This window comes from Phycicoccus duodecadis, from assembly GCF_002846495.1.
In the GTDB taxonomy this organism is placed as follows: domain Bacteria; phylum Actinomycetota; class Actinomycetes; order Actinomycetales; family Dermatophilaceae; genus Phycicoccus; species Phycicoccus duodecadis.
The window spans coordinates 2,560,651-2,586,396 of record NZ_PJNE01000001.1 but is presented as its reverse complement, the minus strand read 5'-3'; the positions used below and the strand labels follow the sequence as shown (position 1 = coordinate 2,586,396).

The following is a 25,746-nucleotide window of genomic DNA, read 5'->3' as shown; positions in this document are numbered from 1 at the left end:
GCGGTCCCGGCCCGGCTCAACGGGGGTAGGCGCTGACCTCGGTCGCCTTGACTCCCGCCCACAGCTGCTGGCCCGGCTGGAGGCGCAGGGTGGCGACCGAGCCGGCGGTGACCTCGGCGAGGACGCTGGGCCCGGTCCCGTCCGTGTCGAGCCGGACCCGGGCGCTCTGGCCGACGAGCTCGACCGACGCGACGCGCGCCGCCCAGGCGTTGCGGGTCGACCCGTGCGGGGGTTCGGGGTAGAGGGCGACCGCGGACGGGGCGAAGGCGACCCAGGTGGGCCCGCGGTGGTCGTGGCCGCCGGTGACGACGGGGCCGAGCGGGGTGCTGACGACGGTGTCGTCGTCGGCCGTGCCCGGGAACAGGTTGAGCCCGACCACCTGGGCCACGTAGGGGTTGCGGGGTCGCGCGACGACGTCGGACGGGGTGCCCTCCTGCACGACGCGGCCGGCCTCGACGAACACCAGGTGGTCGGCGAGGGTGAGGGCGTCGAGCGGGTCGTGGGTGACCAGCACGGCGCTGCCCCGGTACTCGCGCAGCCGGGCCGCGAGGGTGGCGCGCACCTGCGGCCGCAGGGCCGGGTCGAGGGCCGACAGCGGCTCGTCGAGCAGGAGGAGGCGGGGGTCGGCGGCCAGGGCCCGACCCAGCGCCACCCGCTGGGCCTGCCCGTGCGAGAGCTGGGCCGGGCGGCGCCGGGCAAGGTCGAGGACGCCGAGGGCGTCGAGCTCGGCGTCGGCCCGGGCGCCGGCGTCGGCCCGGGAGGCGCCTCGGCTGCGCGGCCCGAACGCCACGTTGGCGCGCGCCGTCAGGTGCGGGAAGAGCAGGTGGTCGGCCGAGAGCATCCCGACGCGGCGCAGCGAGGGGTCGAGGTGCACGCCGTCGCCGGCCCAGGTCTCGCCGTCGACCCGCACGTGCCCGGCCCCGAGCCGCACGAGCCCGGCCAGGGCGTGCAGGGCGGTGGTCTTGCCGGCGCCGTTGGGACCCAGCACCGCCAGCACCTCGCCGTCGTCGGCCCGCAACGGCAGGTCGAGGTCGAGGGCCCCCCGGGTGAGCCGGACCTGTGCGTCGAGGGTCATCGCAGCCACCGCCCGCGCAGCAGGCCCAGCACCGCGAGCGCCACGACGAGCATCAGGAGGCTGAGGGCCACCGCGGTCTGCGGGTCGTCCTGGAGGGCCACGTAGACCAGCAGCGACGTGGTCTGGGTCTCGCCGGCGAAGTTGCCGGCGAAGGTGATGGTGGCGCCGAACTCCCCGAGGGCGCGGGCCCAGGCCAGCGCGGTGCCCGAGGCGATGCCGGCGGCGGCCAGCGGCAGCGCCACCCGGGTCAGGACCCGCAGCGGCCGCGCGCCGAGGGTGGCCGAGACGTCGAGCAGCCGCCGGTCGATCCCGCGCATGGCCCCCTCGACCGCGAGGACGTAGAACGGCAGCGAGACGAAGACCTGGGCCAGCACGACCGCGAACGGCGTGAACGGGATGCGCAGCCCGAAGGCCTCGACCAGCGGTTGGCCGACCAGGCCGCGTCGCCCGTACGCCAGCAGCAGGGCCACACCGCCGACGACCGGCGGCAGCACGACGGGCACCGTCAACACCGCACGCAGCCAGGTGGCGGTGCGTCCCTCGGCCCGGGAGAGGAGCCAGGCCAGCGGGGTGCCGAGCAGCCAGCAGACGGCCACCGTGATGAGGGTGGTGACGACCGAGAGCCGCAGGGCCGGGCGCACCGACGGGTCGGCCAGGCGCGCCGGGAGGCCCCGCCACTCGGTACCCGCCAGGAGGCCGAGCAGGGGCAGGACCACGAGCGCGACCGCCACGGCGGCCGGGACCAGGAGCACGGCCCGCGAGAGCCGGACCCGTGAGGCGGCCCGCCGCCGCGACCCCTCGGCCGGGACGGCGGGCGGGCGGGCGGGGAGGGGGTGGCCGCCGAGGGTCACGGGGTGAGGAAGCCGGCGGTCCCGAGGACGCGGGTGCCCTCGGGGCCGGCGAGGTAGGCCGCGAAGGCGGCGGTGGCCGGGTCGTCGCCGAAGCGCAGCAGCGGGTAGGTGAGCGTGACGTTCTGGGCGGCGGGGATCGCGACCCCGGCGACCGTGCTGCCCGCCGAGACGACGTCGGAGTGGTAGACCACCGCGGCGTCCGCCTCGTCGAGGGTCACCTTGGACAGCGCGGCCGAGACGTCGATCTCACGGCTGACGACGTGGGCCTCCACCCCGGCCTTCGCCAGCACCTCGTCGGCCGCCCTGCCGCACGGCACCGAGGCCGCGCACAGCACGACGTCGACGTCCTTCCTGGCCAGGTCGGCCACGGACCGGACGTGCGCGGGGTCACCGGCGGGGGTGGCGATCTCGAGGGTGTTGCGGGCCAGCGTGACGGTGGCCGTGGGCTCGACGTCGCCGAGCTGCTGCAACGCGGTGGTGCCGGCGCTCGCGTACAGGTCGGCGTCGGCCCCCTGGGCGATCTGCTGCGCCAGCGTCGTGCTCGAGCCGAAGCTGAGCCGCACCGTGGTGCCGGGGTTGGCCTTCTCGAAGGAGGCGGCCAGCGCGGTGAAGGGCGTGGTCAGGGAGGCAGCGGCCAGCACGGTGACCTGGCCGCTCACGCCGGACCCGGTGCTCGGGCCGGACGCGGCACCCGGGCCGGCGGCGGGAGGGGCGTCGGGGGTGGTGCCGCACCCGGTGAGGAGCAGGGCGAGGGCCACCGCGGCGCCGGCGGGGCGAGGCGTCACCGGGGGACGCCCACGATGACGTTGGTGGACTTGATGGTGGCGACGGCCACGGTGCCGACGGCGAGGCCGAGCTCGTCGACCGCCTCGCGGGACATGAGGGACACGACCCGGAAGGGGCCGCACTGCAGCTCGACCTGGGCCATCACGGTGTCCTTGACGACCCGGGTGACGATGCCGCGCATCCGGTTGCGCGCCGACTCGTCGGCGACGACACCGACGGGGGCTGGCCGGGCGAGCTCCTGGGCGACCGCGGCGAGGTCGGCCCCCTCGACCACCCGTCGGCCCGACGCGTCCTGATGGGCGGGGAGGCGGCCGGCGTCGACCATCCGCCGCACGGTGTCGTCGGAGACCCCGAGGAGGGAGGCGGCGTCAGAGATCCGCAGGTGCGTCATGGGAGGAACGATAGCCCCGCAGATGCGTCTGTCACCAGAGGATGTGGCCCCGCGTCCGCGGTCCGGGCGTGCGGTCGGGCCCCGCCGGTCAGTGCTCGGTGTTCGGCTGGTGCTCGGGCGGCTGCTGCGGGTCGCGGAAGTGCTGCAGGCTCGGGCGCTTGGCCGTGACCCGGTCGCCCGAGGAGGTGCCCCGCACACGGCGCTCCACCCAGGGCGCGGCGTGGGTGCGGACCCACTCCGCGTGGCCGCGCAGCTCGTCGGACCGGCGGGCGGCCTCGGCCGGGGGCAGCGGCGCCGTCCAGTCACCGCGGTCGGTGTCGTGTCCCAGCGCGGTGAGCGCCGCCAGGGCGACACGGCGGTGGCCCTCGGTGGTCAGGTGGATGCGGTCGGGCGCCCACATCCGCCAGTCGCGCAGCGCCCGCATCCCCCACAGGTTCAGGACGTGGCAGCCGTGGTCCTGGGCGATGGTGAAGATGTTGGCCGAGTGCACCGCGTGGCGCCCCCGCAGCGCCCGGAACAGCCCGGCGTCGCGGGTGTCGGTGGGGGTCGCCAGCAGCACGTCGGCGCCCGAGGCCCGGAGGCGCACCACCGCCTCCTCGAGCCGGCTCGCAAGGCCGTCGAGGTCGACGCTGGGCCGCAGCAGGTCGTTGCCGCCGCCGACCATCGAGACCAGGTCGGGCGTCATCGTCATCGCGGCGTCGAGCTGCGGGCCCACCACGTCGTCGAGGGTGCGCCCGCGGACGGCCAGGTTGGCGTAGCCGAACGGCAGCCGCTCGGCCTCGGCCACGCCGTCGAGGTGGTGCGCGAGCCGGTCGGCCCATCCCACGTAGGCGTCCTCGCGGGTCGGGTCGGGGTCGGACATCCCCTCGGTGAAGGAGTCGCCGATGGCCACGTAGCGGGTCCACACGGGACGCCCGGCGGGCTGGGTGGTCACGGGAGCCTCCAGTCGATCGGGGCGGCGCCGGCCGCCTCCAGCAGCTCGTTGGTGCGCGAGAAGGGGCGCGAGCCGAAGAAGCCGTGGTGGGCCGACAGCGGGCTGGGGTGAGGCGACTCGACGCACGGGATGCCGGGCAGGTGCGCCACCAGCGAGCGGGCGTCGCGGCCCCAGAGGACCGCGACCAGCGGGCCGCCGCGCTCGACGAGAGCCGTGATGGCGCGGGCCGTGACCTCCTCCCAGCCCTGGCCACGGTGGCTGGCCGGGGTGCCGGGGCGGACGGTGAGGACGCGGTTGAGGAGCAGCACCCCCTGGTCGGCCCAGGGCGTGAGGTCGCCGCTCGTGGGGCGGGGCAGACCGAGGTCGGACTCGAGCTCGGTGAAGATGTTGACGAGGCTGCGGGGGACGGGGCGCACGTCCGGGGCGACCGAGAACGACAGGCCCACGGCGTGCCCGGGCGTGGGGTAGGGGTCCTGGCCCACGACGAGCACGCGGACGTCGTAGAGGGGCCGTTCGAAGGCCCGCAGCACCCGGGGCCCCTCGGGGAGGTAGCCGCGGCCGGCGGCGACCTCGGCGCGCAGGAACTCGCCCATCCGCGCGACGACCGGTTCGACCGGGGCCAGGGCCTGCGCCCACGAGGGGTGCACGAGCTCGGCGAGGGGCCGGGCGGGGGTCGACGTGCTCATCCGCCCCACCGTATCCCCGATGCACGACCGGCCGCCCACCCCGACTCCGTGCGAGTTACACGCGGTTCTCACCGCCCACGGCGTGCGAGAACCGTGTGTAACTCGCACGAGGTCGGGGTGGGGGAGGGAGGGTCAGCGGAAGATGGCGGCGACGTCGTCGAGGCGCGTGGGCACCAGCCGGAACCAGGCCCAGGCGCCCCGCTTCTCGCGTTCGAGCAGCCCGGCCTCGACCAGCACCTTGAGGTGGTGCGAGACGGTGGGCTGTGACAGCCCGACCAGGGGGGTGAGGTCGCAGACGCAGGCCTCACCGGCGTCGGTGGCGCGGATGGCGCTGAGCAGGCGCAGCCGCACCGGGTCGGCCACGGCCTTGAGCAGCGTCGCGCTGGCCTCGGCCTGCTCACGGGTCAGGCCACCCTCGACGCCGATCCCGCAGCAGGCTCCGGTCGTCGCGGCGGCCAGGGGGAGCTCACGGACGGGCACGGCGACCTCCTCGGTCATCGACGGTGTTCTATATTGACACAGGTCGATGGGTTGGTCCACGCTGGTGGCACGACATCGACGACCGTCGATGCCCAGGTCCCCCGGAGGTGCCCCGTGTCCGCTCCCGTCCCGTCCTCGAGCCGCGTCCAGCTCGCGCTCAACGTGACCGACCTCGAGGCCAGCGTCGCGTTCTACTCCGCGATGTTCGGGGTCGAGCCCCACAAGCGCCGCCCCGGGTACGCCAACTTCGCCGTCGCCGATCCCCCGCTGAAGCTGGTGCTCATCGAGACCTCGGAGGCCGTGCGGGGAGCCGGCACCGCCGGGGCCCTGAACCACCTCGGCGTCGAGGTCGCGTCCACCGCCGAGGTAGCAGAGGCCCGCGAGCGGTTCACCGCCGCGGGGCTGGCGTCCTTCGACGAGAACGACACCACCTGCTGCTACGCCCTCCAGGACAAGGTGTGGGTGCACGACCCGGCCGGGGCCCCCTGGGAGGTCTACACCGTCAAGGACGAGAACCCGGAGGGCGCGCGCCCCGCCACGGCGAGTCTCGAGATCCTGGGGCAGGGCGCCTGCTGCGGCTCCGAGCCCGCGGACGCCGCCACCCCGGGGCTGGCCACCGACCCGAAGGCCGGGGCCTGCTGCCCGTGAGCACCACCCCGTCCTCGCCCCCCACACCCCGCGCGGCACCGGCCTCCCCCCAGCCCGACGCCCATGTCACGTCCCGGTTGTCCACCCTCGACCGCTTCCTGCCGGTGTGGATCGGCGCCGCCATGCTCGTCGGGCTCGCCCTCGGCCGCGTGGTGCCGGGGCTGGGCGGTGCCCTGTCGGCGGTCGAGGTCGACGGCGTCTCGCTGCCGATCGCCCTGGGCCTGCTCGTGATGATGTACCCGGTGCTGGCCAAGGTCCGCTACGACCGGCTCGACACCGTCACCGGCGACCGCCGCCTGCTCGGCGCCAGCCTGGTGCTCAACTGGCTGGTCGGCCCGGCGCTGATGTTCGCGCTGGCCTGGCTGCTGCTGCCCGACCTGCCCGAGTACCGCACCGGGCTGATCGTCGTCGGCCTCGCGCGCTGCATCGCCATGGTCATCATCTGGAACGACCTGGCGTGCGGTGACCGCGAGGCGGCGGCCGTGCTGGTGGCGCTCAACTCGGTGTTCCAGGTGGTCGCGTTCGCGGGGCTGGGGTGGTTCTACCTGTCGGTGCTCCCGGGCTGGCTGGGCCTGCCGCAGCAGGACCTCGACGTCTCGCCGTGGGCCATCGCGGGGTCGGTCCTGGTGTTCCTGGGCGTCCCCCTGCTGGCCGGCTACCTGTCCCGTCGGATCGGCGAGAAGCGTTGGGGGAGAGCGGCCTACGAGCGGTCGTTCCTGCCGCGCATCGGGCCCTGGGCGCTGTACGGCCTGCTGTTCACCATCGTCGTGCTCTTCGCCCTCCAGGGCGAGCGGATCACCGGCAACCCGTTCGACGTCGCCCGCATCGCGCTGCCGCTGCTCGGGTACTTCGCGCTGATGTGGGGTGGCGGCAACCTGCTCGGCCGGGCGCTGGGCCTGACGTACGAGCGCACCACCACGCTCGCGTTCACCGCCGCCGGCAACAACTTCGAGCTCGCCATCGCGGTCGCCATCGCCACCTTCGGCGTCACCTCGGGCCAGGCGCTCGCGGGCGTCGTCGGCCCCCTCATCGAGGTGCCGGTGCTCGTCGGCCTCGTCTACGTCTCGCTGGCCCTCCGGAAGAGGTTCCCCCATGGCTGACCGCCCGTCCGTCCTGTTCGTCTGTGTGCACAACGCGGGCCGCTCGCAGATGGCCGCCGCTTGGCTCACGCGCCTCTCCGGCGGTGCCGTCGAGGTCCGCTCGGCCGGCAGCGCGCCCGGCGAGGCCGTCAACCCGGTGGCCGTCGAGGCGATGCGCGAAGTAGGGGTCGACATCGCGGCCGAGCGCCCGAAGCTCCTCACCCCCGACGCCGTGCAGACCTCCGACGTCGTCGTGACGATGGGCTGCGGCGACGCCTGCCCCTTCTTCCCCGGCGTGCGCTACGAGGACTGGGTGCTCGACGACCCGGCCGGCCAGGGCATCGAGGTCGTGCGTCCCATCCGCGACGAGATCCGGCGGCGCGTCCTCGGGCTGCTCGACGAGCTCGGCGTGGAGCCGGTCGACGCCTGAGCGGAGCCGGTCGGCAGACTGGGGCCCGTGACCTCGACGCCCCGCTGGCCCACCGTGTTCTTCGACCTCGACGGGACCCTGGCCGACACCATCCCGCTCATCGTCGCGTCCTACCAGCACGCGTTCCGCACCGTGCTCGGCGAGGAGGTCGACGACGCGCGGGCCCGGGCCTGGATCGGCCGGCCGCTGCTCGAAGCCCTGCTCGAGGAGAGCCCCGAGCACGGTCACGCCCTCGACGTCGCCTACCGCGAGTGGAACCTGGCGAACACGGCTGCGCTCATCCGGCGCTACGACGGGGTGCCAGAGCTGCTCGAGGCCCTCACCGCCGCCGGCGTGCGCGTCGCCGTGGTGACCTCGAAGCGGGAGCAGACCGCGCGCCTGGCGCTCGAGGGTGTCGGCATCGACCACCTGGTGCGGGTGGTCGCCGGGCTGGAGGACACCGAGCGCCACAAGCCCGCGCCCGACCCCCTCCTGCACGGCGCCGCCGCCCTCGGTGTCGACCCCGCCACCTGCGCGTACGTCGGCGACGCGACCGTCGACCTGCAGGCCGCCCGAGCCGCCGGGATGGCCGCCGTGGCGGTCACCTGGGGCGCCGGGGAGCGGGACGCGCTGGCGGCCGAGGAGCCCGACGCGCTGGTCGACGACGTCACCGCCCTGGGCGCACTCCTGCTGGGGCGCGCGGGCTCCTAGACTCCGGGCGTGCACCCCACGACCCCGTACCAGCGCAACGCGCACGAGGAGCTCACGGCGCTGCTCGACGCCGTCACCGAGTACGCCGAGGAACGCATCCGGATGGAGCCACCGCTCGACCGGCCGCGCACCCAGGAGGACCTCGACGCCACCCTCGGCCGCACCATCACGGCCGCCGGGGTGGGCGGTGCCGAGGCGATGCGGCTCTTCGCCGACGAGCTGGCCCCGGCGTGCCTCTCCACCGACCACCCGCGCTTCCTGTCCTTCATCCCGTGCGCGCCGTCCGACGCCGCCGTGATGTTCGACCTCGTGGTCGGTGCGTCGTCCATCTACGCGGGGTCCTGGCTCGAGGGCTCGGGCGCGGTGTGGGCCGAGAACCAGGCCCTGCGCTGGGTGGCCGACCTGGTCGGGATGCCCGAGCAGGCGGGCGGGGCGTTCGTGCCGGGCGGCACCATCGGCAACCTCTCGGCGCTGGTCGCGGCCCGGGCCACCGCCCGTCACCGCGCCCCCGAGGGCGTGCGGCCCTGGCGGGTGGCGGCCACCGGGGGCGCCCACAGCTCGATCGCGTCGGCCTGCGAGGTGATGGACGCCGAGCTCGTGGGGGTGCCGGCCGACGACCTCGGGCGGCTCACCGGGCCGGCCCTGCGCGCGCTGCTCGAGGCCCAGGGGCCCGAGACGTTCTTCGCGGTCGTGGCCACCGCCGGCACGACGAACTTCGGCATCGTCGACGACCTGGCGTCGGTGGCCGAGGTGTGCCGCGACCTCGGCGTCTGGTTCCACGTCGACGGCGCGTACGGCGGGGCAGGCCTCGCCGCACCCTCGGTGCGCGAGCTGTTCGCGGGGGTCGAGCACTGCGACTCCTTCATCGTCGACCCCCACAAGTGGCTCTTCGCGCCCTTCGACTGCTGCGCGCTGCTCTATCGCGAGCCGGGGCTGGCCCGCGCCGCGCACACCCAACGCGCCGGGTACCTCGACGTCCTCAACGAGGCGCCTGACTGGAACCCCACCGACTACTCGGTGGGGCTCACCCGGCGGGCCCGCGGCTTGCCGTTCTGGTTCTCGCTGGTGGTCAACGGCACCGACGCCTACACCGCGGCGGTCGAGCGCACCCTGGAGGTGGCCCGGTTCGCGGAGGAGGAGATCGGGCGGCGCCCCCACCTGGAGCTGGTGCGCGAGCGCGACCTGTCGGTGGTGGTCTTCCGCCGGCTCGGCTGGACCCCGGCGCAGTACCAGGCGTGGTCGGACGCGATGCTGGCCGACGAGCTCGCGTTCGTCGTCCCGACGACCCACCAGGGCGAGACGCTCGCGCGGTTCGCCATCGTCAACCCGGCCACGACCGAGGACGACATCCGCACCATCCTCGACACCATGGACGAGGACCCGGCCGGGCTGATCGCTCGGTGAGGCCGTTGGGACGGGTGTGACTCGTGAGTCGGCTTCGGAGCGATCTGTCCAGCCGACACGCGGCAGGCGCGCCGAGAGGAATGACAGGCGTGTCATTCGCCGGGTATGGTGAGCGCGAGCCAGCCGCAGCGAACCGAAGGGTCGAGAACACACCGTGAGCGTCGTCGATCACGCCAGCACCGCCGTCAGCGCCCCGGAGCTCTCCGAGCGCGACCGCGAGGTCCTGGCCTTCGAGCGCCAGTGGTGGAAGTACGCCGGCTCCAAGGAGACCGCCATCAAGGAGCTCTTCGACATGAGCTCCACGCGGTACTACCAGGTGCTGAACGCGCTCATCGACAGCCCGGTCGCGCTGGCCCACGACCCGATGCTGGTCAAGCGGCTGCGCCGGCTGCGCGCCAGCCGCCAGCGCGCCCGCTCGGCCCGCCGTCTCGGCCTGGAGCCCTGAGCGCGCCGCATCCCCCCAGCCAGCGACGCCCGTCCGTGAGGGAAGCCGGACGGGCGTCCCTGTGCCCGCCCACTCCGTGCGCCCCCGCGCGCGTCAGGGCAGGTCGGGGTCGGGGAACTCGACCGGCCAGCCCTTCTTCGCGAGCTGGGCGCGCACCCGTCGCAGGTCCTGCTCGCTCGGGGCCGTGTTGGTGTACGACTGGATGGCCGCCGCGATGTCGCTCGGGCCCGCCGGGCTGACGTCGGCGCGGCGCAGGGCCTTGGCCACCTTCTTGACCTCGGAGCGGGTCAGGCGCCGCTCGAGCAGCGCCAGCAACGGCACGTAGTCGTGCTCGGGGACGCCACCGGGGTAGCCCTCGCGCAGCCAGTTGACGATGCGGGCCAGCGGGCTGCCCTCGCGCGGCGGTGCCTCGTCCTCGCCCTCGTCCATCCCGCCCAGCGGCCAGCCGCCGAGCACGAGCTTGGCCGACACCTGGCGGATCTGCTCCTCCTCCGGGACCAGTGCTCGCACCGCCCGCTGCGACAGCAGGCCCTCGGCGGCGAGGCGGCGCAGGACGTCGTGGGCGGCGTCGGTGCCGAGCCGCTCCTGCAGCACGGCGCCGAGCGCGGCGGCCTCCTTGTCGCCGACCCCCCCGGGGAAGCCGGTGCGGATCCAGGCGATCACCTCGTGGGACAGCTGGGGCATCGGGGGCCTCACTTCTTGTCGACGATGGTCGGGATGACGTGCTCGAAGCTGACGGCCTTGCCGAACCCCGAGGCGACGATCAGCATGAGGCCGAGCACGATGGCGCCGAGCACCAGCAGCACCAGGACCCCTGCCACCAGCCGCCCCAGCGCGCTCTGGTGCCGGCGCACCGACCCGTCGGCCCCGATGGTGCTCGTCGAGCCCAGGGTGAGGGCGCGCATGGCGAGCGCGTAGACGACGGGGAGGCCGGCGCCGAAGACGAGACTGGCGAGGAGGACCTTGCCGGCGCCCTGCAGGGCGAGTTCGAGGCTGCGCACGGGGTTCTCCTGGTCAGTGGGTGGGGGTGCGGGTGGGGGCGGCGGTCGGCGGGGTGCCGTCCTTGGGCCGGTCGGGTCGGTCGGAGCGGTCCCAGTCGTCGGTGACGTTGTGGGCGCCGACGTGCCCGACCCGCGAGCGGCGGTACATCCAGAAGGAGGCGGCGCAGAGGATGACGAACACCAGGAGCGCGCCGGGGACGCCGCCCAGGGTGTGGCCGATCCACCACATCAGCGCGCCCATGCCGGCGGCGATCGGGAAGGTCATGGCCCACGCCACGACCATGCGGCCGGCGGTGCCCCAGCGCACGTGGGTCCCGCGGCCGAGGCCGCCACCCAGCACCGAGCCGGTGGCGACGTGGGTCGTCGAGAGCGCGAAGCCGAGATGGCTCGAGGCGAGCAGCACGGCCGCGGTCGCCCCGTCGCTCGAGAGCCCCTGGCGCGGCGTGATGTCGACCAGGCCCTTGCCGAGCGTGCGGATGATGCGCCATCCGCCGATGTAGGTGCCGGCGGCGATGGCCAGCGCGGCGCTGATCTTGACCCAGACGGGGACGGCGTCGGTGCGGTCCCAGTGGCCGCTCGCGATGAGGGCGAGGGTCATCACGCCCATCGTCTTCTGGGCGTCGTTGGTGCCGTGGGCGATCGAGACCAGCGAGGCGCTGCCGATCTGCCCCCAGCGGAAGTAGCGCTCCTCGAGGCGGTCCATCACCGAGTTCGTGATGCGGTGCACCAGCCAGCAGCCGACGAAGGCGACCGCCATGGCCACCACGGGCGACAGGAGCGACGGCAGCAGGATCTTGCCCACGACGCCGTCCAGCTTGGTGCCGTCGCCGGTCCACTTGACGCCGGCCAGGCCGAGGCCGGCAGCGCCGGCGCCGGTGAGGCCGCCGAGCAGCGCGTGCGACGAGCTCGAGGGCAGGCCGAGCAGCCAGGTCAGGAGGTTCCAGACGATGCCGCCGACGAGGCCGGCCAGCACGATGAGGAGCAGCGCCTCCCCGCCGTCGCTGAGCAGCTCGGGCCGCGGGGCTCCGGACTTGTCCTGGAGCTTGATGACGGCGTTCGACACCGTGAGCGCCACCTCGACCGAGAGGAAGGCCCCGACGAGGTTGAGCACGGCCGAGAGCCCGACCGCGACCTTGGGGGCGAGCGCCCCGGTCGAGATCGAGGCGGCCATCGCGTTGGCGGTGTCGTGGAAGCCGTTCGTGAAGTCGAAGGCGAGGGCGGTCACGATGACCAGCGCGAGGATGACGGTAGGTGCGTCCACGAGGGAACAGTGTGGGGTGGTCACGCCCGGTTCACCAAGGTCAGAGGTCCCGTTCACGCGCTGTTCATCTTGGGGGCGGGGCGGCCGGTGCTCACGGTGCCGGTGGGATGGGGCGGGCTGCGACGATGGCGGGATGAGCGATCTCGACTGGAGCACCCCGGAGGGCCTCGCGGCCATCCGCACCCACCTCGCCGCGCAGATCGACGGCTGGCAGGCACCGGAGGCCTACGCGGTGGCCCTGTCGCCCGCGTCGTCCTCGCCCGAGTGGGTCCTCCCGCACGTGAACGCGCCCGGCGGCCGGCACCAGCTGCCGGCGGTCGTGCTCGCGACCATCCTCGGCCATGACGGGTCGACGGCGAGCCTGCCGCTCTCGCGCACGGACCTCGAGGCGGCCGTCGCCTCCCTCGAACCGGCCGAGGCCTGCACCGCGATGGGCCACCCCAACCTCGCCGCCTGGCGGGCGGTACTGCACGAGCTGGACGGCAACCCGGCCCGGGAGGCCGTCGCGGTGTTCGTCGCCGACCTCGGCGACCCGGTCACCTCGGAGGCCGACGCGTCCCTGCGGGTGGCCGTCCAGGGCGTGACCCCCGAGGTCTGAGGCGCAGGGAGGCGGCCTCCGGGCCGCCCTCTGCGCGGGGCGACCGTTTGCACTCTCACCCCGAGAGTGCCAATAATGGCGTTAGCACTCTCCCCGTGAGAGTGACAGTTTTCGACCGGCCCGGTGAGGGTCGGGGCGCCCCGGCGACGTGAGCCGCGGCCCCCGGCCCGTCCGTCGCGGGCACCGACCGGTCACCACCTTCGATTCGCGTGGGAGGAACCACCCGAATGGCCAAGATCATCGCTTTCGATGAAGAGGCACGCCGCGGTCTCGAGCGGGGTATGAACACCCTGGCCGATGCCGTCAAGGTCACGCTGGGCCCCAAGGGCCGCAACGTCGTGCTGGAGAAGAAGTGGGGCGCGCCCACGATCACCAACGACGGCGTCTCCATCGCCAAGGAGATCGAGCTCGACGACCCCTACGAGAAGATCGGCGCCGAGCTCGTCAAGGAGGTCGCCAAGAAGACCGACGACGTCGCCGGCGACGGCACGACGACGGCGACCGTGCTGGCTCAGGCCCTGGTGCGCGAGGGTCTGCGCAACGTCGCGGCCGGCGCCAACCCGATGGCGCTCAAGCGCGGCATCGAGAAGGCCGTAGCCGCCGTGTCCGACGAGCTCCTGGCCCAGGCCAAGGACGTCGAGACCAAGGAGCAGATCGCCGCGACCGCGTCGATCAGCGCCGCCGACCCCCAGATCGGCGAGATGATCGCCGAGGCCATGGACAAGGTCGGCAAGGAAGGCGTCATCACCGTCGAGGAGAGCAACACCTTCGGCCTCGAGCTCGAGCTCACCGAGGGCATGCGCTTCGACAAGGGCTACATCAGCCACTACTTCGTCACCGACACCGAGCGGATGGAGGCCGTGCTCGAGGACCCCTACGTCCTCATCGCGAACTCCAAGATCGGGTCCATCAAGGACCTGCTGCCGCTGCTCGAGAAGGTCATGCAGTCCGGCAAGCCGCTGCTGATCATCTCCGAGGACGTCGAGGGCGAGGCCCTCAGCACCCTCGTGGTGAACAAGATCCGCGGCACCTTCAAGTCCGTGGCCGTCAAGGCCCCCGGCTTCGGCGACCGTCGCAAGGCCATGCTCGGCGACATCGCGATCCTCACCGGCGGCCAGGTCATCAGCGAGGAGGTCGGGCTCAAGCTCGACACCGCCGACCTGTCGCTGCTCGGCAAGGCCCGCAAGGTCGTCGTCACCAAGGACGAGACGACCATCGTCGAGGGTGCTGGTGACCAGGACCAGATCACCGGTCGGGTCAACCAGATCCGCGCCGAGATCGAGAAGTCGGACTCCGACTACGACCGCGAGAAGCTCCAGGAGCGCCTCGCCAAGCTCGCCGGCGGCGTCGCCGTCATCAAGGCGGGCGCGGCCACCGAGGTCGAGCTCAAGGAGCGCAAGCACCGCATCGAGGACGCCGTCCGCAACGCGAAGGCCGCCGTCGAGGAGGGCATCGTCGCCGGTGGTGGCGTGGCCCTCATCCAGGCCGGGGCCAAGGCGTTCGCCACCCTCGACCTCGAGGGTGACGAGGCGACCGGCGCGAACATCGTCCGGGTCGCCATCGAGGCGCCGCTCAAGCAGATCGCGATCAACGCCGGTCTCGAGGGCGGGGTCGTGGCCGCGAAGGTCAGCAACCTCGAGCCGGGCTGGGGCCTCAACGCCGCCACGGGCGAGTACGTCGACCTCGTGGCCGCGGGCGTCATCGACCCGGCCAAGGTGACCCGCTCGGCGCTGCAGAACGCCGCGTCGATCGCCGCGCTGTTCCTCACCACCGAGGCGGTCATCGCCGACAAGCCCGAGAAGGCCGCTCCGGCCATGCCGGGTGGCGACGACATGGGGGGCATGGGCTTCTGAGCCCACCCCACGTCACGCACCGACGGGCGCTCCTCCAGCCGGAGGGGCGCCCGTCGGCGTCCTCCGTCCAGAGCGTCCTCGCCCCACCTCACCTGTCCCGGCTTTTCGGGGTCACCCCGAAAAGCCGGCCTCACCCCGGCTCGGAGCCGGGGTCTCGCGGAGGAGCCGGGGTCTCGAGCCGCCGGATGCCGGCGATCTCAGTCCTCGGGGCTGCCCACCACGTGCAGCCACCCCGAGAGTTCGGCCCGCTCGTCGTCCGCGAGGTCGAGCCCGGCCAGCTCGCACTGCTGCAGGACGCTCGCCAGGAGGGCCCGACCGATCGTCTCCGCGTCCGGACCGGGCTGGTCGGTCAGGGGTGTCCCGGCGTTGCGGCAGGCGCGCACCGCGTAGCTGAATGCCTGGCGGGAGATCTCGACGCCCTCGGCAACGGCCTGGTCGCGGGCCCACTTGGTCGCCTCGCTGAAGTCGAAGTCATGCGTCACGCAGTAGGCCTCGAGGGTGCCGTAGACGACAGGCCACGACGAACTGGGGATGCGGGGCAGGCTCGACACCGCCGCCACGCGCGAGACCGTGGCCGGCAGGTCCGGCGTCGACCGCGGCGCGATCGGCGGCGTCTCGTGACGGCGTTCGTCCCAGACGTGGTGCTGTGAGAACTGGGCTCCGGGCAGCGACAGCCTGCGCAACGCGGCTACGAAGCCTCCGCTGCCGAACCAGTGCGTCCCGGTGGCCACGGGGCCGAGTTCCGCGACCAGGCCGGTGGACAGCGTCGCGAGGTTCAGAGCGGCGTCCGCGTCCTGGTACTGCGCCCGGACGAGCTCCTCGAATCTCGCACGAGGGTCGTTGAGGGGCTCGTCCTCCGTGCCATCCGGAGGCGCGGCGGCGAGCGGGGCGGAGCGCGCCTCGTCCAGCCGCGGGGCGTCGGCTGCGATGGGAGCGACGGCCTCGTCACCATCGACGGTGCCGAAGCCCGTGGTCGACCGCGGGCCGTCCTCCGCGCGTCCGGCCGCCAGTCCGAACACGGCCGCCTCGTCGAGCACCTCGTGGGCCAGGGCCTCGTAGGCGCGGGCGGTGGTGGACGTCGCGATGATGGCGATGCGGCGGTCATGCGCTCGGACGACCTGGAGCAGCGGCGTGAAGTCGGCGTCGCTGGAGGCGATGACGAGCTCGTCGAAGCCGGTCGCGGTCTGCAGTGTGGTCATGACGTCGACGACGATGCGGATGTCGGCGCCGTTCTTCGCGGACTTGGTGAGGCTCGGGCAGTCGACGACCTCCACCCCGGCCTGGGTGAAGAACGGCCGGAAGGTCGAGAAGTAGAGCCGTCGCCCGGGGTCGCGGGGGTCGGCGACCGAGCCCGCTGGGTTGAGGTAGCACCGCAGCACCAGCCACCGCCGCAGCGCCTCGCCGGCAGGACCTTGCTCCAGCCCACGAAGCCAGGTCCCCGGGTTCTCCACCGCGGCGATCGCGGCCGCCGGGTCGGCGCCGAGCAGTCCGCTGAAGAAGTTGTCGAAGTCGATGAACAACGCTGAACGCCGCATGAGCCCCACCCCTCGCCCCGTCGACCGACCTCCCTCAGGCCGTCGCCAAGGTCGGCAGCCTAGCCGGACCCGGCCCACCACCGGAAGCGCCCGACCCCCGGGGTCGGACCGGGGTGTTCCCCCACAGCCGCCGGACAGGTGCCGCGGGCAGGATGGGGGGATGAGCCCGTCCCCCGCCGACGCCGCCGGGCCGCTGGTCCTCGGCCCGCTGCTGCGCTGGGTCGACGAGACCTCGGCCACGGTGTGGGTGCGTACGGCGGAGGCCGCCCGGGTGCAGGTCGAGCGGGACGGTCGCACCTGGAGCGTCCCGACCTTCGGGGTGCACGGCTCGCACTACGCCCTCGTCATCTGTGACGGACTGACCCCTGGCACCGACGAGCCCTACACGGTGTCCGTCGACGGCGTCCCGGTGTGGCCCCTCCCGGGCGCCGCCGCCAGCCGCATCCGCACCCTCGACCCCCAGCGGCTGCCCTACTTCGCCTTCGGCTCATGCCGCACGCTGGGCAGCCAGGACGACGCCGGGACGGCGCTGCACGGCGTCGACGCCCTGCGCAGCCTGGCCGTCACGCTGCGTGACGACCCCGCGGCCGGCTGGCCCGACCTCCTGCTGCTGCTCGGCGACCAGGTGTACGCCGACACCACCCCGCACGGCGAGCTCGAGGACTTCATGCGCAGCCGCCGCAGCCTGGACGAGCCGCCGTACGAGGAGATCAAGGACTACCCCGAGTACGACGAGCTCTACCGGCTGACCTGGGGCGACCCCGTCATCCGCTGGGCGCTGTCGACCATCCCCTCGGCCATGATCTTCGACGACCACGACATCCGTGACGACTGGAACACGTCGTGGTCGTGGCGCCGGGACATCCGGACCACGACGTGGTGGCAGGAACGCATCGTCTCGGGGCTGGCCGCGTACTGGGTGCACCAGCACCTGGGCAACCTCTCGCCCGCCGAGCTCGCCCAGGAGGAGGTCTACCGGCACGTGCTGGCCCACGCGGCGAGCGGCGCCGGTGACGAGCTCGACCTGACCGACGCGCTCGACCGGCTCGCAGCCCGCGCGGACGCCCAGCCCGAGTCCTACCGTTGGAGCCACACCCGCGCGCTCGGCGACTCGCTGCTCGTGGTCCTCGACTCCCGCGCCGCGCGCGACCTGCAGCCCGACCACCGCTCGATGCTCGACCGCGCCGAGACCCGATGGCTCGACGACACCCTGCGCGGCGGGCACCAGCACGTGTTCGTCGGCACCTCGCTGCCCTTCCTGCTCCCGCCGGGCCTGCACGACTTCGAGGCCATCGACGAGGCGGTGGCCCAGGGCGCCTACGGGCGCCGCGCCGGGCGCGTGGCCGAGCACCTGCGGCGCACCATCGATCTCGAGCACTGGGCGGCCTTCAGCACCGGCTTCGACGAGGTCTTCGAGATGGTCATGGACCTCGCCCGAGGCCATCGCGGCCGCCCACCGCAGACGGTCACCTTCCTCTCGGGCGACGTGCACAACTCCTACTTCGCCGAGGTCACCGGCGCCACGCGGCACGGGGCGGCGTCGCGCATCGTGCAGGCCGTGTGCTCACCCATCCGCAACCCCATGCCGCGGGGGGTGCGGGTAGCGGTCTCGATGCTCACCCGCTCGCTCGTGCGCCCGATGCGGTTCCTGGCCTCGCGCTCGCGCCGCGTGCCCGACCCGCGCTACCCCTGGACCGTCACCGAGGGCCCATGGTTCGACAACAACATCGCGCTCTGCCGGGTCGTGCCCGACGGGATGGAGCTCACCTGGGTCACCGGCGTCGTCGTCGACCACGACCACGATCACCCTCTGTTGCAACGCGTCTGGTCGGTCGAGGTGCCCTCGTCGAGTGTCGACGGGATGGTCGAGGGCAGGGACGCCGCGCCGCGTCCGCAGGCCGAGGTCCCGGGGTCCGACCAGGGCGCCCCCGGACGGCGGAACCGCGAGAGCGTCGCCTAGCGTTGTGCTCACGCAGGGTGCGCCTCCCGCCTGCACCCCCGCTCCCCGAGGACGACGCATGACGGTCGCAGACCCCACCTCCGCCCCGCCCGCCTCCGCGCGCCGCCCCGCGGCCCGCGTCCAGAACCTCTCGAAGGTCTACGGCTCGGGGGAGGCCCGCGTGGTGGCCCTCGACGACGTCACCCTCGACCTGCACGCCGGCGAGTTCACCGCCATCATGGGCCGCTCGGGCTCGGGCAAGTCGACCCTGATGCACTGCGCCGCCGGCCTCGATGCCGTCTCGTCCGGCCAGGTCTTCCTGGGCGACGTCGACCTCACGAGCCTCAAGGAGCGCCGGCTCACCGAGCTGCGCCGCGACCGCATCGGCTTCGTGTTCCAGGCGTTCAACCTGGTGCCCACCCTGACCGCCGAGGAGAACATCCTGCTCCCGCTGGCCATCGCCGGCCGCCGCCCCGAGCCGGCCTGGTTCGACGAGGTCGTCGACACCGTGGGGCTGCGCGACCGCCTCGGCCACCGCCCCGGCGAGCTGAGCGGCGGCCAGCAGCAGCGTGTCGCCTGCGCCCGCGCGCTCATGGGGCGCCCCGACGTGGTCTTCGCCGACGAGCCCACCGGCAACCTCGACTCGACGTCGGGGGCGGAGGTGCTGGGCTTCCTCCGGCGGGCCGTCGACATCCACGACCAGACCGTCGTCATGGTCACCCACGACCCCGGGGCCGCGAGCTGGACCGACCGGGTCGTCTTCCTCGCCGACGGCCACGTGGTCGACGAGCTGCGCGAGCCCACCCCCGAGACCGTGCTCGACCGGATGGCGCGCCTCTCGGTCGCCGGGGCCTGAGATGCTGCGAGCCACCTGGCGGGGCATCCTCGCCCACAAGCTGCGGCTGCTGCTCAGTGGGGTCGCGGTCATCCTGGGCGTCGCGTTCGTCGCCGGGTCCTACGTCTTCACCGACACCCTCGACCGGGCTTTCACCGGGCTCACTAGCGGGGCGGTCGGCGACGTGATCGTGCGCGCCGACGGCGGCTCGGGAGGCCCCGGCGCCGGCGCCGGCGGGACCCGCACGGTGCCTGACAGCCTGGTCCGCGAGCTGGCCGCGGTGCCCGGGGCGGCGCGGGCCGACGGCCGGATCACCACCTTCGGCACCTACGTGGTCGGCAAGGACGGCAAGCTCGTCGGCAGCAACGGGCCGCCCGGCATCGCCGTCTCCTACAGCGACGGGCCGGCCGCGAACGGCGTCCCCACCGCCACCCTCGACCGGGGGCGGTGGCCGACCGCCCCGGGGGAGGCGCTCCTGGACGCCAACACCGCGGCGCGCGCCGGCTACCGGCTGGGCGACCGTGTGCCCATCGTCACCGCCGGCGCCCGGCCGCGGGTCGAGCTGACCCTGGTCGGCACGGCCGACTTCGCCGGCACGTCGCTGGTCGGGGCCAGCGTCGTCATGCTCGACGACCGGCAGGCGCAGCAGCTCTACCTCGAGGGCGCCGACGCGTGGTCCCAGGTGTGGGTCACCGCGGCCCCCGGCACCAGCCAGGAGACGCTCAAGGCCGCCGTCGCGAAGGTGCTGCCGACCGGCTTCGAGGCCGCCACCGGCGACGCCACCGCCGCGCGGGCCGCCTCGCGCATCGACGAGGCGCTCTCGTTCGTCACGACCTTCCTGCTGGTCTTCGCCGGGGTGGCGCTGACGGTCGGGGCGTTCCTCATCGTCAACACCTTCTCGATCCTGGTGGCCCAGCGCAGCCGCGAGCTCGCACTCCTGCGGGCCATCGGCGCCAGCCGCCGGCAGGTGGCCCGCACCGTGCTGGTCGAGGCCGCGGTGGTCGGGCTGGTGGGGTCCACGCTGGGCATCGGCCTCGGCATCCTGCTGGCCGTCGCCATCCGCTGGGTGTTCGGGCGGGTCGGGCTCGACCTCGGCGCGGCCCAGCTGGTGCTGCGCCCACGCACCGTCGTCGTGGCCCTGGTCGTCGGCGTCCTCGTCACCGTGGTGGCGGCCTACCTCCCCGCGCGCCGGGCCGGGCGGGTGCCGCCGGTGGCCGCCATGCGCGACGACGCGGCCTCCACCGAGGGCGGGATGCGCCGGCGGCTGGTCACCGGCGCGGTCATGTTCCTCGCCGGCGTCGTGGGGATGGCCGGTGGGCTGGCCGGATGGGGCAGCGAGCCGACCTACGTGCTCGGGCTCGGCACCTTCGGGGTCCTCGTGGGGACGGCCCTGCTGAGCCCGGTGCTGGGCCGGCCGGTGCTGGCCGTCCTGGGGCTGGTCTTCCGGCGGCTGTTCGGTGCGGTCGGGCGGATGGCCGAGCAGAACGCGCGCCGCAACCCCCGGCGCACCGGCGCCACCGCGTCGGCCCTCATGATCGGGGTCTCTCTGGTCACCCTGATGTCGGTGCTGGGTGCCTCGGCCAAGGCGAGCATCGACAAGTCGCTGGCCGAGGACGTCGTGGCCGACTACGTGATCTCCAGCGTGGTGGGCCAGGGCTTCTCGGCCACGGTCACCGACGCGGCCGAGAAGGTCACCGGGGTGCAGGAGGTGGTCCGCGTCCGGGCTGCCCGTCTCGACATCGCCGGCGACCGCCAGTTCGCCACCGCGGTCGACCCCGCGGCGGTGGTCCGGGTCGCCCGCCCCGCTGTCCTCACCGGCTCCCTCACCGACCTGGGCGACGCCGGTGTCGCGCTGTCAGGCACCTACGCCGCCGACCACCGGCTGGCGGTCGGCTCGAGCGTCGAGGTCGACTTCGCCGGCGACGTCGTGAAGGCCCCCGTGGTGGCGACGTACACCCCGGACGCCGTCCTCCAGGGCGACGTCACCATGTCGCTCGCCGCCTTCGACGCCCTCGGGGTGCCCCCCACCGACCGCACCGCCTACGTCGTGGCCGCCCCGGGAGCCGACCGGGCCGCGGTGCGCGCCGGGCTCGACAAGGCGGTGGCCGACCTGCCCACCGTGACGGTGGCCGACCAGGCGCAGTACGCCGCCGAGCAGCGCAGACCCATCGACCAGCTGCTCTTCATCGTCTACGCCCTCCTCGGGCTGGCCGTGGTGATCGCCGTCCTCGGCATCGTCAACACCCTGGCGCTGTCGGTGGTGGAGCGCATCCGCGAGATCGGGCTGCTGCGGGCCGTGGGGCTGAGCCGGCGCCAGCTGCGCACGATGCTGCGCCTGGAGTCGGTGCTCATCGCGGTCCTGGGAGCGGTACTGGGTGTCGTGCTGGGCCTGGTCTTCGCGGTGGCGCTCCAGCGGTCCCTGGCCGACGACGGCATCGACGTGCTCGCGGTCCCGTGGCTCCAGCTCGTCGGCTTCGTCGCGCTGTCCGGCGTGGTGGGGGTGCTGGCGGCCGTGTGGCCCGGGCGGCGGGCGGCGCGCCTCGACGTGCTGAAGGCCATCGCCACCCAGTGAGCCGGCCGGGGCCGGTGCACCGGCCGAGCGGGGACCGGCCGCGACCGGTCCGTCGCCCCGGTACGGTCGACCCCGTGGACGACCGGCCGGGGACGATGTTGCCGCACCGGCTCGACCTCGACGGCGGGCCCTTCGTGGTCGACCGGGCTCGCGCGCAGGACGTGCCCGCCGTCGTCGCCCTGCTGCGCGACGACGCCCTGGGGGCCGGCCGCGAGGCCGGCGCCGACGAGCTCGGCCCGTACCTGCGGGCCTTCGCGGCCGTCGACGCCGACCCCCACCAGCTGTTGGTGGTCGTCCGCGACGCCACCGACGCGGTGGTGGCCACGCTGCAGCTGACGCTCCTGCACGGCCTGTCGCGTGGGGGCGCCACCCGCCTGCAGGTCGAGGCCGTCCGCGTCGCGTCGACCGCGCGCGGCGCCGGGCTCGGTGCCGCGCTGCTCGCCTGGGCGGTCGACCACGGGCGGGCCCGTGGCGCCGTGCTGGCCCAGCTGACCACCGACCTGCGACGCACCGACGCCCACCGGTTCTACGAGCGGCTCGGCTGGGTGCACTCGCACGCGGGGATGAAGCTCGACCTGCGCTGAGCCGGGTCAGGTGAACATGCGCACCGCCTGGGCCTCGGCCTCGGCGTACTGCGCCCCGGCGGCCCCGAGCACCTGCCCGATGGCGTCGAGTGACTGACGCACCTGCTGCTGGGTGCCCCGCCACTGGGTGACGACCCCCTGGAACTGGCCCGCCGCGGTGCCGGTCCAGGCGTCCTGGAGACCGGTGAGCCGCGCCAGCATGACGGCCACCTGCCCGTCGATCTCGGCGGAGATGCGGGCGACGTCGGCGCTCGCGGCGGCGATGCGGTCGGTGTCGACCTGGAACTGTGCGGCCATGGGACCCCCTTCGGCGGCGGTCGGCCCGGGTGGCCGACCTCTGCCCACGACCGTAGGCCGACGCGCGACCACGGTCCTCGAGTTATCCACAGCCCCCGCGGCGCCGCCTACGATCGGCCGGTGACCATCCTCATCGACCCGCCGCGGTTCGAGGCCCACGGCCGGCGGTGGTCGCACCTGGTCAGCGACTCCGATCTCGAGGAGCTGCACGCGTTCGCACGCGGCTGCGGCATCCCGCCCCGGGGCTTCGAGGGTGACCACTACGACGTCCCCGAGGAGCGGTACGCCGCCGTGGTCGCCGCCGGCGCCCGCCCCACGGACGGCCGCGAGCTGCTGCGGGCGCTTGTCGCCAGCGGGCTGCGGATGCAGAAGCGGCGCGGCGACCGCGGCGTGGCCCGGGTGCGCGACGTGCGTCTGGCGGACGGTGTGGTCGTCGACGTCGACCTCATCGTGTCCGACCGCGAGGCGGATGCCGCCCGCGTCTTCGCCGCGCTGGTCTTCGTCCACGACGCCTCGAACGACCTCGCCGTCGTGCACTCGGTGTGGCGCGACGAGTGGGGAGCGCCCGGCGGTGGTCGCGAGGAGGGCGAGACGGTGCGGGAGAACGCGGTCCGCGAGGTCCACGAGGAGACCGGCCTGGTCCTGGAGGGGGAGGCGCTCCGTCCCCTCGGGTACGAACGGTTCCGCGGCGTCGAGGGCTCCGGCCCCTGGGCCTGCGGGCGGGATCTCCTCCAGCTGTACGGAGCCGGTGTCACCGGCCGCCGGCCACCGCTCACCACCACCCACGACGACAGCTCCGACCGTCGGTGGGTGACCCCCGCCGAGCTCGAACGGCTGTGCGGCCACACGTTCTGGTGGCCGCTCGCCGCGGCCGTGCTCAGCCCGCGAGGCGGGTGAGCTCACGCGCGAGGTTCTCGCGCGCGGCGTCCTCCCAGCCGCGTCGGGCGTGATCGGTGAGGTACACGTGGCCCCGCACCAGGAACGGTCGCAGCACGGCACTGCGCCCGGCGGCGTAGTCGGCCGGTGGGACGTCGCCGTACTCGGCGCGGACCTGCGCGCAGTACTCGTCGAAGCGAGGGGTCGGCGCAGCCAGGATCCACAGGTCGGCGTCGTGCAGCACGGTGCGCGCCGGATCGCGCGGGCCGTCGCCCAGCTCGTGCCGCTCGGTGTCGAGCACGGCCGTCGCGACCGCCTCGACCAGGGCGGCGCCTGCGCCCAGGAGGGCCAGCGACTCGCGGGCCATTGCCGCGCTGCGCCGCTCGCTGTCGTCGGCGCCCCCGACCGTGTAGACCGCGTCGTGGAACCAGGCGGCCAGCCGGGCCACCGTGCGCGCCCCGGCGGGCAGCGAGCCCTCCCGCGCCAGCAGGTCGACGGCCGCGAGCACCTCGGCGAGATGCGTAAGTCCGTGGTAGCGGCGGTGCGGCTCGTCCCAGCGGGTGAGCAGGTCGCGGCCGACGGCGGCCACGGCGGCCTCGTCCGCGCGGGGCAGCGCCGAGCGCACGTCCTCCACCCAGCGTCCCGACAGCCCCTGCACCGGGACACTGTGGCAGAACCGGGCGGCGGACGTCACGGGTGGTGACACCCTCAGGCCGAGCGGCGCCGCTGCTCCCATGCCCGCGCGTAGCGGCTGCCGATGGCCAGCAGGAGCAGGCCGGTGACGATGAAGGCGAGCGAGCGGACCACTCCGTCGAGGGCGGCGAGGTCGAAGAGGAAGAGCTTGCCGACGGCGACCGCCACCAGGGCCAGCCCGAGCCGCACCGTGAGGTCGGGGTCGGGCCGGTCCAGCGAGCGCAGCAGCAGCCCGCCCGCCACGACCATCCAGCCGACGGTCGAGATCGCGTGGCCGCCGACGAACCCCAGCGGCGCGTCACCGAAGCGGGCCCCGGCCAGGGTCAGGACACTCACGACCATGGTGGCGCCGGCGACGAGGGCGACGGGCAGCGTGGCCACCCGCACGGCGCGTCGGGCGTCGTCGCCGATGCCGCGGATCCCGGCCACCGCCCACGCCAGCAGCGCGACCAGCGCGACGGCGAGGCCGCTGTCGACGAAGGCCACCGGCAGGTCGTGACCCCGGGCCAGGCCGAGCGAGAGCATCGCCACCGGGTGCGGCGACCACGCCGCGAGCGCGACCAGCGACAGGCCGGCGGCGACCCCGAGCGAGATCCTCGACCGGGTGGCCCCGGCCGCCGCGACCTGGCCCAGAGCCAGCAGGAGCAGCCCCGTGGCCACGAAGCCCTGGGGCGCGCCGGACAGGACGGCCAGCACCGCCGCCACGGCACCGGAGGCGGTGGTGGTCGCGACGAAGCCGGCGGGCAGCGGGCCGAGCGGCGCCCGGCGGCCCGTGGCGGCGGCCAGCATGAGCACGGCCGCGGTGGCGGCGTACGACAGGGTGCGGAGCGCGTCGGCCTGGGCGGCGCAGACGGCCAGGACCCCGACGACCGCGACCCCGACCGCCACGAGGTCGGCCACCGCCCCGGGGTGGCGGCGCAGCGACAGGGCGGAGGTGGCCAGCGTCGTCACCAGCACTACGGCGGCCACGGCCAGCAGACCCAGGCGCTGGTCGGCCGCCCCGACGGACCCGGCGACCAGGGCGAGGCCGACCGGCACGGACCGCACGACGGTGAGGCGAGGAGCGGGGGCGGCCGCGCCCGCCCACCACCCGACGAGCGAGAGGACGGCCAGGACGGCGCACAGCAGCCACCCGGGGTCGCCGGCCACGACCGGCGACAGGAGCGCCGCCCCGGCGACCATCAGCACCGCCAACAGCTCGCTCGACCAGACCCGGGCCAGACGCAGCCCGGCGACCGCGACGGCGGCGCAGAGCGCGAGCCCCACCACCGGCGGCACCCAGCCGTAGAGGGCGGTGACCGCGACGACGTCCAGGTACGCCGCCGCCGCCCCCGTCGCGACGAGCGCGACGGGGGCACTGCCGACGGCCGCCCCGCGGCCCCGGTCACGCGCCCCTCCACGCGTCCCGAGCGCGCCGAGGACGACGGCGAGGCCGGCGCCGGCGGCGACGCGCGCCCCGGGGCCGAACCAGCCCTGGCGTACGGCCAGGACGAGCAGGAGGGCCACCCCGAACAGCGTCACACCGGCGCCGGCGACCGCCAGCACGCGGGTGATGGCGCCCTCGCGCCGGTACCAGGGCTCGCGGGGGACGGCGGGCGGGGGCACCGGGGACGGCGCCGCCGGACGGACGGGCGCCGCCGGCACCGCCGCCACCATCGCGGGCGCCGCGGCCGGAGCGGCTGCGGGAGAGGTCTGCTCGAGGTCGGCGCGCAGCCGCGCGAGGCCGTTGCCGACGGTGTACATCCGCTGCATCGCGTCGGCGAACTCGCGCTCGAGCTGCAGCACCTGGTCACGGTGGGTCAT

The 25,746-nt window shown here is 74.5% G+C and carries 26 protein-coding genes and 1 pseudogene; 13 read left to right on the top strand and 14 right to left on the bottom strand.

Annotation, left to right across the window (positions count from 1 at the left end):
- Window positions 1-16 precede the first annotated feature (16 nt).
- The 7 genes from ATL31_RS12050 to ATL31_RS12020 form a co-directional block, all read right to left on the bottom strand.
- Complete coding sequence (locus ATL31_RS12050) at window positions 17-1,075, bottom strand: ABC transporter ATP-binding protein (RefSeq protein WP_101395981.1); 1,059 nt, start codon at window positions 1,073-1,075, stop codon at window positions 17-19.
- The gene (locus tag ATL31_RS12045) at window positions 1,072-1,926 is read right to left on the bottom strand and encodes an ABC transporter permease (protein WP_101395980.1); all 855 of its coding nucleotides are present in this window, start codon (window positions 1,924-1,926) and stop codon (window positions 1,072-1,074) included. The genes ATL31_RS12050 and ATL31_RS12045 overlap by 4 nt, the downstream gene beginning before the upstream one ends.
- Window positions 1,923-2,711 carry a molybdate ABC transporter substrate-binding protein gene (gene modA / locus ATL31_RS12040; protein ID WP_101395979.1) on the bottom strand — a complete coding sequence of 263 codons (789 nt, stop codon included), beginning with the start codon at window positions 2,709-2,711 and terminating at the stop codon, window positions 1,923-1,925. The genes ATL31_RS12045 and modA overlap by 4 nt, the downstream gene beginning before the upstream one ends.
- On the bottom strand, window positions 2,708-3,103 hold the full coding sequence (locus ATL31_RS12035) for a TOBE domain-containing protein (RefSeq protein WP_101395978.1): 396 nt from the start codon (window positions 3,101-3,103) through the stop codon (window positions 2,708-2,710). The genes modA and ATL31_RS12035 overlap by 4 nt, the downstream gene beginning before the upstream one ends.
- An 88-nt stretch (window positions 3,104-3,191) precedes the next feature.
- The gene (locus ATL31_RS12030) at window positions 3,192-4,037 is read right to left on the bottom strand and encodes an SGNH/GDSL hydrolase family protein (RefSeq protein ID WP_281256267.1); all 846 of its coding nucleotides are present in this window, start codon (window positions 4,035-4,037) and stop codon (window positions 3,192-3,194) included.
- Complete coding sequence (locus tag ATL31_RS12025; protein ID WP_101395977.1) at window positions 4,034-4,723, bottom strand: uracil-DNA glycosylase; 690 nt, start codon at window positions 4,721-4,723, stop codon at window positions 4,034-4,036. Before ATL31_RS12025 ends, ATL31_RS12030 begins: the two co-directional genes overlap by 4 nt.
- 132 nt (window positions 4,724-4,855) lie before the next feature.
- Window positions 4,856-5,221: an ArsR/SmtB family transcription factor gene (locus ATL31_RS12020; protein ID WP_101395976.1), complete on the bottom strand. Its 366-nt coding sequence runs from the start codon at window positions 5,219-5,221 to the stop codon at window positions 4,856-4,858.
- Between the two features lie 96 nt (window positions 5,222-5,317).
- Here ATL31_RS12020 and ATL31_RS12015 point away from each other — a divergent pair, with 96 nt between their 5' ends.
- From ATL31_RS12015 to napA, 6 genes and pseudogenes are all read left to right on the top strand, one after another.
- On the top strand, window positions 5,318-5,851 hold the full coding sequence (locus ATL31_RS12015; protein WP_101395975.1) for an ArsI/CadI family heavy metal resistance metalloenzyme: 534 nt from the start codon (window positions 5,318-5,320) through the stop codon (window positions 5,849-5,851).
- The gene (gene arsB / locus ATL31_RS12010) at window positions 5,848-6,951 is read left to right on the top strand and encodes an ACR3 family arsenite efflux transporter (RefSeq protein ID WP_211284024.1); all 1,104 of its coding nucleotides are present in this window, start codon (window positions 5,848-5,850) and stop codon (window positions 6,949-6,951) included. The genes ATL31_RS12015 and arsB overlap by 4 nt, the downstream gene beginning before the upstream one ends.
- Entirely contained in the window at window positions 6,944-7,360 is a 417-nt protein-coding gene (locus ATL31_RS12005) for an arsenate reductase ArsC (RefSeq protein ID WP_101395974.1), read from the top strand. Before arsB ends, ATL31_RS12005 begins: the two co-directional genes overlap by 8 nt.
- Before the next feature lie 27 nt (window positions 7,361-7,387).
- On the top strand, window positions 7,388-8,050 hold the full coding sequence (locus ATL31_RS12000; protein WP_101395973.1) for an HAD family hydrolase: 663 nt from the start codon (window positions 7,388-7,390) through the stop codon (window positions 8,048-8,050).
- A 9-nt stretch (window positions 8,051-8,059) separates the two neighbouring features.
- On the top strand, window positions 8,060-9,454 hold the full coding sequence (locus ATL31_RS11995) for a pyridoxal phosphate-dependent decarboxylase family protein (protein ID WP_245862370.1): 1,395 nt from the start codon (window positions 8,060-8,062) through the stop codon (window positions 9,452-9,454).
- 136 nt (window positions 9,455-9,590) lie between these two features.
- A pseudogene (gene napA / locus ATL31_RS11990) lies at window positions 9,591-9,899 on the top strand (nucleoid-associated protein NapA); the annotation flags it as partial.
- 93 nt (window positions 9,900-9,992) lie between these two features.
- Here napA and ATL31_RS11985 read toward each other — a convergent pair.
- From ATL31_RS11985 to ATL31_RS11975, 3 genes are read right to left on the bottom strand one after another with little or no spacing between them, the layout of a single operon-like run.
- Entirely contained in the window at window positions 9,993-10,583 is a 591-nt protein-coding gene (locus ATL31_RS11985) for a DUF3349 domain-containing protein (protein ID WP_101395971.1), read from the bottom strand.
- A gap of 8 nt (window positions 10,584-10,591) precedes the next feature.
- Window positions 10,592-10,900: a hypothetical protein gene (locus tag ATL31_RS16970; protein WP_101395970.1), complete on the bottom strand. Its 309-nt coding sequence runs from the start codon at window positions 10,898-10,900 to the stop codon at window positions 10,592-10,594.
- 13 nt (window positions 10,901-10,913) lie between these two features.
- Window positions 10,914-12,161, bottom strand: coding sequence for an inorganic phosphate transporter (locus ATL31_RS11975; protein WP_101395969.1), 1,248 nt, complete (start codon window positions 12,159-12,161; stop codon window positions 10,914-10,916).
- 133 nt (window positions 12,162-12,294) lie between these two features.
- On the opposite strand from ATL31_RS11975, the gene ATL31_RS11970 reads away from it, so the two are divergent.
- Both ATL31_RS11970 and groL read left to right on the top strand, forming a co-directional pair.
- Entirely contained in the window at window positions 12,295-12,759 is a 465-nt protein-coding gene (locus tag ATL31_RS11970; protein WP_101395968.1) for a hypothetical protein, read from the top strand.
- A 227-nt stretch (window positions 12,760-12,986) separates the two neighbouring features.
- Entirely contained in the window at window positions 12,987-14,612 is a 1,626-nt protein-coding gene (gene groL / locus ATL31_RS11965; protein WP_101395967.1) for a chaperonin GroEL, read from the top strand.
- A 197-nt stretch (window positions 14,613-14,809) separates the two neighbouring features.
- On the opposite strand, the gene ATL31_RS11960 is transcribed toward groL, so the two are convergent.
- Complete coding sequence (locus ATL31_RS11960; protein WP_143598385.1) at window positions 14,810-16,147, bottom strand: NYN domain-containing protein; 1,338 nt, start codon at window positions 16,145-16,147, stop codon at window positions 14,810-14,812.
- 160 nt (window positions 16,148-16,307) lie between these two features.
- On the opposite strand from ATL31_RS11960, the gene ATL31_RS11955 reads away from it, so the two are divergent.
- From ATL31_RS11955 to ATL31_RS11940, 4 genes are all read left to right on the top strand, one after another.
- Window positions 16,308-18,107 (top strand): alkaline phosphatase D family protein, encoded by a 1,800-nt coding sequence (locus ATL31_RS11955; protein ID WP_101395965.1) that lies wholly within the window; start codon window positions 16,308-16,310, stop codon window positions 18,105-18,107.
- Window positions 18,108-18,165: 58 nt separating this feature from the next.
- A complete protein-coding gene (locus ATL31_RS11950; RefSeq protein WP_101395964.1) occupies window positions 18,166-18,942 on the top strand; it encodes an ABC transporter ATP-binding protein in 777 nt (258 codons plus the stop codon).
- Between the two features lies 1 nt (window position 18,943).
- The gene (locus tag ATL31_RS11945; RefSeq protein ID WP_101395963.1) at window positions 18,944-21,493 is read left to right on the top strand and encodes an ABC transporter permease; all 2,550 of its coding nucleotides are present in this window, start codon (window positions 18,944-18,946) and stop codon (window positions 21,491-21,493) included.
- Window positions 21,494-21,567: 74 nt separating this feature from the next.
- A complete protein-coding gene (locus tag ATL31_RS11940; RefSeq protein ID WP_342749472.1) occupies window positions 21,568-22,077 on the top strand; it encodes a GNAT family N-acetyltransferase in 510 nt (169 codons plus the stop codon).
- A gap of 6 nt (window positions 22,078-22,083) precedes the next feature.
- On the opposite strand, the gene ATL31_RS11935 is transcribed toward ATL31_RS11940, so the two are convergent.
- On the bottom strand, window positions 22,084-22,374 hold the full coding sequence (locus tag ATL31_RS11935) for a WXG100 family type VII secretion target (RefSeq protein ID WP_101395962.1): 291 nt from the start codon (window positions 22,372-22,374) through the stop codon (window positions 22,084-22,086).
- 120 nt (window positions 22,375-22,494) lie between these two features.
- On the opposite strand from ATL31_RS11935, the gene ATL31_RS11930 reads away from it, so the two are divergent.
- Window positions 22,495-23,271: a DUF4031 domain-containing protein gene (locus tag ATL31_RS11930; RefSeq protein ID WP_101395961.1), complete on the top strand. Its 777-nt coding sequence runs from the start codon at window positions 22,495-22,497 to the stop codon at window positions 23,269-23,271.
- On the opposite strand, the gene ATL31_RS11925 is transcribed toward ATL31_RS11930, so the two are convergent.
- Together ATL31_RS11925 and ATL31_RS11920 are read right to left on the bottom strand one after the other, a co-directional pair.
- The gene (locus ATL31_RS11925; protein WP_143598384.1) at window positions 23,252-23,944 is read right to left on the bottom strand and encodes an HD domain-containing protein; all 693 of its coding nucleotides are present in this window, start codon (window positions 23,942-23,944) and stop codon (window positions 23,252-23,254) included. The two genes, ATL31_RS11930 and ATL31_RS11925, sit on opposite strands and share 20 nt — an antisense overlap.
- Window positions 23,945-23,958: 14 nt before the next feature.
- Window positions 23,959-25,746, bottom strand: coding sequence for a DUF2339 domain-containing protein (locus ATL31_RS11920; RefSeq protein WP_101395959.1), 1,788 nt, complete (start codon window positions 25,744-25,746; stop codon window positions 23,959-23,961).

Bases quoted from the DNA above. Each gene is read 5' to 3' on its own strand.
- ATL31_RS11960 (WP_143598385.1), bottom strand. From the start codon at position 16,147: ATGCGGCGTTCAGCGTTGTTCATCGACTTCGACAACTTCTTCAGCGGA.
- ATL31_RS11985 (WP_101395971.1), bottom strand. From the start codon at position 10,583: ATGCCCCAGCTGTCCCACGAGGTGATCGCCTGGATCCGCACCGGCTTC.
- ATL31_RS12020 (WP_101395976.1), bottom strand. From the start codon at position 5,221: ATGACCGAGGAGGTCGCCGTGCCCGTCCGTGAGCTCCCCCTGGCCGCC.
- ATL31_RS12035 (WP_101395978.1), bottom strand. From the start codon at position 3,103: ATGACGCACCTGCGGATCTCTGACGCCGCCTCCCTCCTCGGGGTCTCC.
- ATL31_RS12005 (WP_101395974.1), top strand. From the start codon at position 6,944: ATGGCTGACCGCCCGTCCGTCCTGTTCGTCTGTGTGCACAACGCGGGC.
- ATL31_RS11970 (WP_101395968.1), top strand. From the start codon at position 12,295: ATGAGCGATCTCGACTGGAGCACCCCGGAGGGCCTCGCGGCCATCCGC.
- ATL31_RS11955 (WP_101395965.1), top strand. From the start codon at position 16,308: ATGAGCCCGTCCCCCGCCGACGCCGCCGGGCCGCTGGTCCTCGGCCCG.
- ATL31_RS11935 (WP_101395962.1), bottom strand. From the start codon at position 22,374: ATGGCCGCACAGTTCCAGGTCGACACCGACCGCATCGCCGCCGCGAGC.
- ATL31_RS12025 (WP_101395977.1), bottom strand. From the start codon at position 4,723: ATGAGCACGTCGACCCCCGCCCGGCCCCTCGCCGAGCTCGTGCACCCC.
- ATL31_RS11950 (WP_101395964.1), top strand. From the start codon at position 18,166: ATGACGGTCGCAGACCCCACCTCCGCCCCGCCCGCCTCCGCGCGCCGC.
- groL (WP_101395967.1), top strand. From the start codon at position 12,987: ATGGCCAAGATCATCGCTTTCGATGAAGAGGCACGCCGCGGTCTCGAG.
- ATL31_RS12050 (WP_101395981.1), bottom strand. From the start codon at position 1,075: ATGACCCTCGACGCACAGGTCCGGCTCACCCGGGGGGCCCTCGACCTC.
- ATL31_RS11945 (WP_101395963.1), top strand. From the start codon at position 18,944: ATGCTGCGAGCCACCTGGCGGGGCATCCTCGCCCACAAGCTGCGGCTG.
- ATL31_RS11920 (WP_101395959.1), bottom strand. From the start codon at position 25,746: ATGACCCACCGTGACCAGGTGCTGCAGCTCGAGCGCGAGTTCGCCGAC.